The organism is Actinomadura sp. GC306, from assembly GCF_004348665.1.
Classification (GTDB): domain Bacteria; phylum Actinomycetota; class Actinomycetes; order Streptosporangiales; family Streptosporangiaceae; genus Spirillospora.
In genome coordinates this window covers 1-6,777 of sequence record NZ_SMKM01000329.1, presented here as the reverse complement: position 1 = coordinate 6,777, position 6,777 = coordinate 1, and the positions used below count along the sequence as shown (strand labels likewise).

Genomic DNA, 6,777 nt, shown 5'->3' with positions numbered 1-6,777 from the left:
CGGGCGGGCAGGCGCTCGTGCTCGGCCTCGGTCCAGCAGCGGTACACGGTGCCGGGGGCCTCGCGTCCGGCGCGCCCCGCCCGCTGGCCGGCGGTGGCGCGGGACGCGCGGACGGTCGTCAGGGCGCCGAGGCCGCGGGCGTGGTCGGTGCGGGGCTCGCGGGCGAGGCCGCCGTCCACCACCGTCCGGACGCCGGGGACGGTGAGGCTCGACTCGGCGACGGAGGTGGCGAGGACGACGCGGCGGCGGCCGGACGGGGCGAGCACCGCGTCCTGCACCGCCGGCGGCGCCTGCCCGTGCACCTGCAGGACCTCGGCCCGGACGCCGCCGAGCATGCCCGCGACGCGGGCGATCTCCCCGGCGCCGGGGAGGAAGCACAGGACGTCGCCGTCCCGCTCGGCGAGGGCGCGGCGCACCGTCGCGGCGACGTGCCCGAGGAGCGCCGGGTCGACCCGCATGCCGTGCGGCGGCGCGACGGGGCGCGGCGGCGGCGCCCAGACCGTCTCGACGGGGTGCAGCGCGGCCGGGGTCTCCACCACGGGCGCGTCCCCGAGCAGGCGTGCCCACGGGCCGGTGTCGGCGGTCGCGGACGCGGCGACCACGCGCAGGCCGGGGCGCAGCGCCGCGCGGACGTCCAGCAGGAACGCCAGCGCGGTGTCGGCGTCCAGGTGCCGCTCGTGGCACTCGTCGAGGATGACCGTGCCGACGTCCGCGAGCTCCGGGTCCGCCTGGAGGCGCCGCAGCACGACCCCGGTCGTGACGACCTCGACGTGCGTGCCGGGACGGCTGTCGCCGCGGACGGTGAGGCCGACGCGTCCGCCGACCCGCTCGCCGAGCAGCCACGCCATGCGGCGGGCCGCGGCGCGGGCGGCCAGGCGGCGCGGCTCCAGGACGAGCACCTTCCCCGCCGCGGGCGGGCCGCCGAGCGCGAGCCCAGCGAGCGCGAGCGGCACCAGGGTCGTCTTCCCGGTGCCGGGCGGCGCCGCCAGCACGGCCGCGCCGCGCTCGTCCAGTGCCGCGCGCAGGGCCGGGACGGCGTCCCGGACGGGAAGGCCCTCGGCGTCGCTGATGTGCATCCGACAAGTGTGCCCGCACCGGGCCGCACCGGGCCGCCCGGTCCGTTTCGGTGCGTTCGGTGATCGTCCGTACCGGAATCGCAACCGAAATGAAAAAGGCTCCGAGCGTTGCGATGGAAGTTGCACCGCGCCTTTCAGCCATTCCTGGTGCGATGTCTGAGTTCTCCCCGGGAATCGCCTCCGCAACCTCCCACAGAACGGCGGATAGGGAATGCTTCCCGCATCGTCACTTGCTTTCGGGTTTGACGCACGTCACCTTGAAAAGTGTGGCGACAATGCCGTCCCCATCCCCATAATGAAGCCGTCATCGCAGGGTGCTGGGAGGGTCTCATGATCGGAAGCTCCATCTACCTCAGGGACCGGGCCGCGTTCACCGGTGGTTCGCCCCAGGCGGTATACGAGGACCTCTGGCAACGCGGCCGAAAGGGCCGGCTGCGGACCCGCGCAATTCTGGCGGCGGCGACGCTCCTCCTGTGCGGACTGCTCGTCAACGCCGTTTTCGGAATCGCGATGGCGGTGCTGGTCGCGGCCGCGGACGCGTTCGCCCATTGGCGCGTTTACCACGCTGCCGGTGTGTGGCGCCGCGGGCTGCGCGGCGACCGGCGGATGGGCCGGCTGCTGCGCCACACCCTGGAGCGGCGCGGCCACCGCGTGCTGTACGAGCGGACGGTCCCCGGGCACGGGCAGGCCGACCAGCTGGTGTTCGGGCCGGGCGGGGTGTGGCTGGTGCACAACGAGGCGTGGCAGCCGGACGCGGAGATCTCCCCGCACGGCGACCGGCTGTTCATCGACGGCCGGACCCAGTCCGCGCTGGTCCGCGGGCTCACCGCGCGCGCCGGCGCCGCCGCCGAGATGATCTCGCAGGTCTCGGAGGTCCCGGTGAAGGTGACGCCGGTACTGGCCGTGCACGGCGGCAAGCTCGCCAAGGCGCCCTTCGCCGCCGACGGCATCGTGTTCGCGCCGCCGCTGAAGCTGGTCCGCTGGATGAGCCGCAACCCCACCGCGAACTACTCCCCCGACGAGGTCGAGGCGATCACCAGGGCCGCCGTCCGCGCGCTGCCCATCGGCGGACGCAGCACGCCCCCCGCGGCCGCGGCGTGACCGCCCCGCCCCGGTTCACCCGACACCTGTGGCCGGAGGGCTCACACGCCGCCGCTCACAGGGCGCCCACCGCCCGCTTCGGGCCCGCCACCCATGCGGGCGGTGCGGCGCAACCACAGCAGGCCCACGACCGGCAGCACCAGCGGGACGAACCCGTAACCGCGCCCGTAGGCGGACCAGACGGTCTCGTCGGGGAACGCGGCGGCGTCGGCGAGGCTCAGCGTCCCCACGATCAGCACCCCCGCCAGCTCGATGGCGCAGGCTGCGACGGCGACCCGGAACGCCGTCCGGCCGCCCAGGCCCAGCGCGACCGTCGCCACGGCGTAGACGACCGCCGCGAACGCCGACAGGGCGTAGGCCAGCGGTGCCTCGTCGAACCTGGTGGCGATCTGCACGCCCGCGCGCGCACCGGCCGCGAGCGCGAAGATCCCGTAGACGGCGACCAGCACCCGTCCCGGCCCGCCGGCCGTGCCGGACGGGGCGGCGCCGGACGGGGAGGTGCCGCCCGTGCGGACGCCGGCGCCGGCGCGGGCGCCGCCGTCCGCACGGGCCCCGCCGCGCCGCTCTCCGGAGTCGCGCCGCGCCGGGTCCCGCCGTTCTGAGCCGGGCCGCGCGGCGTCGCCCGGGTCGCCCGGGTCGCGGTCAGCCACCGGTTCCACTCCAAAGCTGGTCGAGCCGGACGACCATGACGGCGACGCCCAGCCCGGCGATGACGATCACGCCGGAGCCCCACCGGGTGCGCTCCAGCAGCCCCCACCCGGCGCCCGCGAGCGGGATCAGCAGGCAGGCGAGCAGGTAGCCGACGAAGGTGGCCTGGCTTTCGGGCCCCTCGTCCCCCGAGAGCTTGCCGAACCCGACCACGGCCTGCACCGCCAGCAGGACCTCCAGCACGCCGAGCGCGACCAGCTGCCCGAGGTCCATCGCCCGGTTGCGCAGCGCCGCCACCAGCGCGTAGCCGGCCGCGAGCAGCGCCGCCACGATGATCACTACGGTGAGGCCGTTCGTCACGGCACGAGAGTACTACCGCGTGTAGAGCACGGCGGCACCGTGCCCGGCGCCTCCGGGGGCATGGCAGCATGTCGGGCGTGGACGCGCTGCATTGGCTGACCCTGACCCGGCACGGCGAGAGCACGGGCAACCTCGCCTACCAGGCCGTGGCGGGCACCGACGCCGAGGACGCCGGCATCCCCGAACGGGACGCCGACATCCCGCTGTCGGACACCGGCCGCGCCCAGGCGGCGCGGTTCGGCCGCTGGCTCGCCGCGCTCCCCGCAGACGAGCGCCCGACGCTGGTCGTCTCCTCCCCCTATCTGCGCGCCCTGGACACCGCGCGGATCGCCCTCGCCCAGACGCCCTACGCCGACCCGGACGACCCGGACGGGCTGCGGCCGAAGGTGGACGAGCGGCTCCGCGACCGCGAGCAGGGCGTCCTGCAGGGCCTCACCGGCGCCGGCGTCGAGCGCCGGTTCCCCGAGGAGGCCGAGCGGCAGCGGCACCTCGGCAAGTTCTACTACCGGCCGCCCGGCGGCGAGTCGTGGGCCGACCTGGCGCTGCGGCTGCGCAGCTTCTACCGCGACCTGGACGCCGCGGCCCCCGGCGGGCGGGTGCTGGTCGTCACGCACGACGCGATCGTCGCGGTGACCCGCTACCTGGTCGAGGAGCTGACCGAGCAGGAGATCATGAAGATCCAGGAGGAGTCGATCGGCAACGCCTCGGTGACCCGGTGGCGGCGCAACGGCTCGGGCCTGCAGGCCGTGGCCTACAACGACAGCGCCCACCTGGCCGGCGAGGACGGCTGACCCGCTACGCCTCGCCGTCCAGGAGGCGTTCACGGCGCGAGGCGACCGCGGCCAGCCGCGGATCACCCGGCGGCAGGACGTCGCGGAGCCGCTCCAGCACCTCCAGGTCGGCGCGGCCCGGCTCGGTCTGCGCGTAGGTCCACAGCACGTCGGCGCCGCCCCGGTCGAGCGCCAGCCGTCGCACCCGCACCGCCAGCTCGTCGCGCTCGGCGCGGACCGCGGGCGCGTCGGAGCGGGGCAGCAGCTCGCCGGTGTACAGCCGCACGGCCCCGGCGGCGTCGCCCTCGTCCAGCATCCGCCGCACGGTGAGGAAGTCGGCCTCGACCGCGCACCCGAGCCGGTAGGGGCGGGCCCGGACGACGCCGCCGAGCTGCTGGCGCAGCCGGTGGATCTCGGGCCGGACGGACGCGGGGCTGCCGTCCTCGCCGTACAGGCACAGCGCGAGCCCGTCCCCGGTCAGCCCCCGGGGCTGCAGGGCGAGCGCGGCGAGGATCTCGGCGTGCCGCAGCGCGAGCAGGACGGGACGCCCGTCCAGGTGCGCGAACGGGCGGTCCTCCCCGAGGAAGGACAGTGTCAGCAGCGGACCCTCACCGGCGGTGAACCTGGCCGCGTCCGCCGCCGGGCGCTCCCCGCGCAGCAGCGGGCGCGCACCCGGCCACCCCCGCGCGGGCGCCGGGCGCAGCAGGAACGCCTCGCCGAGCGGTTCGGCGACGGCGGTCCGGCCGTCGGGCAGCGTGAGCGTCCGGCCCGGCCCGGGGACGCCGACGCGCCGCCCCCGCCAGCTCTCCGGGTACCGGCCGGCCGGGGTCGCGAGGATCCGGCCGGTCGCGGTGACGAGCACGCCCGCGTCCCGCAGGTGCGGCAGGAGCCGCTCGCGCAGCCGCTCGTCCCGGCGGCGCATCTCGTTCTCCAGCCGCGACTCGGCGAGCCGCGCGGCGGCGGCGACGAGCGCGACCGTCGCCGGGTGCAGCGCCCGCACGGTCGCACTGACGTCGATGCAGCCGACCACCCGTCCCGAGTCGGGGTCGGTGATCGGCGCGCCGGCGCACGACCAGCGGTGCAGGACGTGCGCGACGTGCTCGGAGGCGTACACGTACTCGGGCCGCCCGGCCGCCAGCGCGGTGCCGATGCCGTTGGTGCCGACGGCGTCCTCCGACCACCGGAACCCCTCGGCCAGCCCGATCGCCTCGGCGTCGCGGCGCGCGGCGGGCGGGCCCTGCGTCCACAGCACGTGCCCCGCGGCGTCGGTGATCACCATGAGGTGCTCGGTCTCGTCGGCGACGCGCCGCAGCAGCTCCTCCAGCATCGGCAGGTGCCGTGCGAGGGGGTGGGCGGCGCGGGCGTCGGCGAGCGCGTCCCGGTCGAACACCAGCGGCGCCGCCTCCACCGCCGCATCGACGCCCGCGTCCCGGGAGCGCCGCCACGACTCGGAGATCGGCGGCCGCACGGCCACCGGTTTGCGCACCACCATGGGAACCCTCTTCGTTCTCGGCTGGACCGCACGGCCGGGTCTCGGCGGACGGCTTTCGACGTGCAGGGCTCTCGCGACCTCGCCGGATACGGCCCGCTCCCCCTCCGCGTGCCGGACACCGGCCCGTCTGAGGATCGGCGAACGGCCGGGGAGGCGCAACCGATTCGGAGTATCTCGCCAACCCGAATCGCGCACCGTGCGTGACCGAATCATCGCAACGTGCATGCAACCTGAGAATGCGTACCGTGGCCGCGCCGGGAGCCGCCAGGCCGGCCTTCGGGGGGTCCGCCGTTCCGACGCGTCCGGGGGGTCGCAAGCGGAACGGCGGGCCACCGGCCGCACGGGGAGGACGAACGAAGCATGCTCTGCCTGACCTGTCACCGCGTCCGCCCGGCCTTGAGCCGGGCCGACTACACCGCCGAGCGGGCCTGGCTCATCGTGCGGCGCGGCCTGTGCACGTGCAGCGGGCCGCCGCCGCGGCACGCGGCCCGTCCGGCGGCCGTCCGCAAACACGCGCGCACCGCCCGCTGAACGCCCTGGTTCGCCCACTATTCAGGGGCTTTTCGCCTAGAGTTTAAGGAGGCCGATTCGAGCGGTTCGTGAAGGGAGCGCCATGACCGTGATCCCGGGTCTCGTCCGCCGCGCCGCCGCCGAGGCGGAGCGCCGGCTACGCGAGAGTGCGGGCCTCCTCGCCAGGCTCGGCCGGGATCTGGAGCAGTCGGCGGAAGCCTGGCGCATGCTGCCCTCCTACCTCGACCGCCTCGCGCTGCTGGAGCAGACCGTCCGCGACCAGGACGCCGAGCTGCGGGCGCTGCGGGCCGAGCTCGACTCGCTGATCGCCCAGCTCAACGACCGGGTGCTGCCCCGCATCGACGAGCGGATGGACGACACCGAGCGCGACGTGGCCGCCGTCGCGACCAGCCTGATCCGCACCGGCCGCGACAGCGCCGTGCACGGCACCCGGCTCGCCGCGGCCGAGCGCCGCATCGGCGACCTGCGCACCAGGATCGCGCAGCTGGAGCAGCGGACCGGCCTGTGGCGCGACCTGCAGGCCACCATGGCCCGGTTCGGCGACGACCTCGACACGATGCGCGCCCGGATGGCGCTGCGTCCCGCCGAACCCCCGGCCGAAACCGCGCCCGCCCCGGTGCAGAACATCACCGACCGCCCCGCCTGACCGCCCGCCAGGGCCCGCCGCTTGGCGTGGCCGCTCGGCGAGCGGGTCGACCTCACCACGCCGGGCGGCCGCCGTCCGCGGTCGGCGCGGAGATCGCAGGCGCGGGCGTCCGCGAGAATGGGCGCATGACGCCTCCGCCCGCCGAGCCCGCCC

At 76.1% G+C, this 6,777-nt stretch carries 8 protein-coding genes; 4 read left to right on the top strand and 4 right to left on the bottom strand.

Annotated elements, in window-relative coordinates; translation table 11 throughout:
* The coding region (locus E1200_RS29685; RefSeq protein ID WP_131955392.1) for a DEAD/DEAH box helicase at nt 1–1,076 on the bottom strand (1,076 nt) is incomplete at its 3' end.
* 330 nt (nt 1,077–1,406) lie between these two features.
* Here E1200_RS29685 and E1200_RS29680 point away from each other — a divergent pair.
* Entirely contained in the window at nt 1,407–2,177 is a 771-nt protein-coding gene (locus E1200_RS29680) for an NERD domain-containing protein (protein WP_131955391.1), read from the top strand.
* Between the two features lie 41 nt (nt 2,178–2,218).
* Here E1200_RS29680 and E1200_RS29675 read toward each other — a convergent pair whose 3' ends face one another.
* Together E1200_RS29675 and E1200_RS29670 are read right to left on the bottom strand one after the other, a co-directional pair.
* Nucleotides 2,219–2,626 (bottom strand): hypothetical protein, encoded by a 408-nt coding sequence (locus E1200_RS29675; RefSeq protein WP_131955393.1) that lies wholly within the window; start codon nt 2,624–2,626, stop codon nt 2,219–2,221.
* A gap of 193 nt (nt 2,627–2,819) precedes the next feature.
* Nucleotides 2,820–3,185 carry a hypothetical protein gene (locus E1200_RS29670; protein WP_131955390.1) on the bottom strand — a complete coding sequence of 122 codons (366 nt, stop codon included), beginning with the start codon at nt 3,183–3,185 and terminating at the stop codon, nt 2,820–2,822.
* A 68-nt stretch (nt 3,186–3,253) separates the two neighbouring features.
* Between E1200_RS29670 and E1200_RS29665 the strand changes: the two genes are divergently transcribed.
* A complete protein-coding gene (locus E1200_RS29665) occupies nt 3,254–3,976 on the top strand; it encodes a histidine phosphatase family protein (protein ID WP_131955389.1) in 723 nt (240 codons plus the stop codon).
* A gap of 4 nt (nt 3,977–3,980) precedes the next feature.
* On the opposite strand, the gene E1200_RS29660 is transcribed toward E1200_RS29665, so the two are convergent.
* On the bottom strand, nt 3,981–5,447 hold the full coding sequence (locus E1200_RS29660) for a GAF domain-containing protein (RefSeq protein WP_131955388.1): 1,467 nt from the start codon (nt 5,445–5,447) through the stop codon (nt 3,981–3,983).
* Between the two features lie 360 nt (nt 5,448–5,807).
* Here E1200_RS29660 and E1200_RS34115 point away from each other — a divergent pair, with 360 nt between their 5' ends.
* Nucleotides 5,808–5,978 carry a hypothetical protein gene (locus tag E1200_RS34115; RefSeq protein WP_165950516.1) on the top strand — a complete coding sequence of 57 codons (171 nt, stop codon included), beginning with the start codon at nt 5,808–5,810 and terminating at the stop codon, nt 5,976–5,978.
* An 82-nt stretch (nt 5,979–6,060) separates the two neighbouring features.
* Nucleotides 6,061–6,624, top strand: a complete 564-nt coding sequence (locus E1200_RS29655) for a hypothetical protein (RefSeq protein ID WP_131955387.1) — start codon at nt 6,061–6,063, stop codon at nt 6,622–6,624.
* The last annotated feature ends 153 nt before the right edge of the window (nt 6,625–6,777 follow it).